This window comes from Flavobacterium sp. (assembly GCF_003525665.1).
Lineage (GTDB): Bacteria > Bacteroidota > Bacteroidia > Flavobacteriales > Flavobacteriaceae > Flavobacterium.
Window position 1 is genome coordinate 407 of record NZ_DQDX01000104.1, and the last position, 2,194, is coordinate 2,600.

The 2,194-nt window shown below is 32.1% G+C and carries 1 protein-coding gene; it reads right to left on the bottom strand.

Going from position 1 to position 2,194, the window contains the following annotated elements; all coding sequences use genetic code 11:
- Positions 1-2,194, bottom strand: a 2,194-nt coding sequence (locus tag DIU01_RS07455; RefSeq protein ID WP_290833070.1) for a cation:proton antiporter, incomplete at both ends; no start/stop codon positions are given.

The window sequence follows — 2,194 nt, forward strand, 5'->3', positions numbered from 1 at the left end:
ACTAATTTCTTCCAACTTTCTAGCGAAATAATCATAAGATTTTGTTGTGCTAGAAATCCGGCTTTCATGTTATTTTCATTTAAAACCGCTATGTTTTCTGGATAAGTATGTTTTAAAGTTTTGATTTCGGTTTCAATTTCGGCATTGTTTTTCACTTGATCTTCAATGTCTAAAACTGTGATTTTCGAATTGCTATTGTAAATCAATTTCTCGGCATAATCAATTAAAAAAGCATCTTCCGATGAAAAAATCGGAACAAAAACATCGTTTACTTCACTAAAATCTTTATCAATTAGAATTCCAAGTGGCATTTTACTTTTAGATATAATCAAACGCGTTCTATCGTCAAATGGTGAGTTATGAAACAAACCTTCTTTACCAGTAAATTTGTCTAACAATCGATCTGGATTGATAATTCGTGTTGTAAATCCGAGTACTTTTCCAAGTAAAGTTCCTTCAAAAATTGATTTTCCTAAACCTACCAAAACCAAATCAAAATTTCCTTTTGTAGCAATATCAGTAATATCGGTTTCAATATCAACGGTTGCTTTGAAAATTGTAGTTATTTCTTGATTGATAGTTTTTGATTCTAATAAAATTGGTTCGAATGCTTCTTGTTCGTATTCTTCCAAATTATAAGCATGCATTTCATCAGATAAAGACAAATGCAAAGCAGTAATGTTGGTGTTGTCTTTTTGCTTTTTTACAAAACTATTTGCTAATCTTAACAGCGATTTTCCTTTTTCATTATTTCCAAAAGAAATCAATATTTTAAAGGCACTGTTGCTAATTTCCTTCGGAATGATTACTTCTTTTCGTTTGAAAATATAATTAATTACATCAATTGCTGGACCAGTCATAAATGTAGTAACCAAAGCCATAATTACCATCATAGTAAAGATTTCTGATGATAAAACACCCAAGTCATAACCAATATTTAGCACGACCAATTCCATTAAACCTCTAGTATTCATCAAGGCACCAATCGTCAAACTATCGCGCCAATTCTGACCCACAAATCGTGCAGCCAGAGCACTTCCTAAGAACTTTCCAACTACGGCAACTAGAATAATAAATCCAGTAATTTTCCACAAATAAGGATCGTTAATTAATCCGATTTGCGTACGTAAACCAGTAAAAACGAAGAATAATGGCAATAATAAAATCAAGGCAATGTCTTCGACTTTTTCTATAATTATATTTCTAATTTTAGTAATGTCGGGCATAATGGCTCCAGTCAAAAAAGCGCCAAACAATGCATGAATTCCGATAACTTCTGATAAATAAGACGAAATAATTAACGTCAATAAAAATATTGCGACAACAGGTTTACTTAAATTATCTCGTGTTGCATACAAATCTCCTACTTTTTTCAAGAATGGTTTTACTACAAATAACATGGCTAAAACATAGACCAATGCTAGTAAAATTACATACATCGAACTTGCAAAAGTTCCTGCTTTTACAATTGCAATTACAGCTGCAAGAATACACCAAGCAGTGATATCATCGGCAGCAGCACAAGTTATTACAATTGCTCCAAGTTTGGTTTTATGAATTCCTCGTTCTTGCACAATTCGAGCCAATACCGGAAAAGCAGTAATACTCATAGCAATTCCCATGAACAAACTAAAGGATAAAAACTCAACGCCTTCGGGTGCAAATTGATTGTAAACAAAATAGGATAATCCAATTCCGAGTGCGAAAGGAAAAATAATACTTGCATGACTTATCACTACAGCATCGTTGGCTTTATTTTTTAGAACTTTCAAATCGAGTTCCATTCCAACAACAAACATGAATAAAATCAGTCCAATCTGACTTAAAAACTGAAGATTTCCGAGTGATTCTTTAGGAAAAAGCAGTGCCGAATATTCGGGAAAATACATTCCTACAAGTGATGGACCAAGAAAAATACCAGCAATAATTTCACCAATAACAGATGGTTGACCAATTTTTCTAAAAATCCAACCAAATACTCTGGCTACGATAATTATTGTGATAATTTGAAGTAATAATATCGCTAATGGATGTTGTAAATTATGGGTTAACGAATCTATAAATTGGTTAAAATAATCTCCATTAGATGTTGGTGCAATAATATTTCTTCCAGTTTCTAGAATTTTACCTTTAGAAACTATCCAAAAAATTAACGCAGTAAATCCGCCAGTTACGGCAATATAAAAAATAGTAT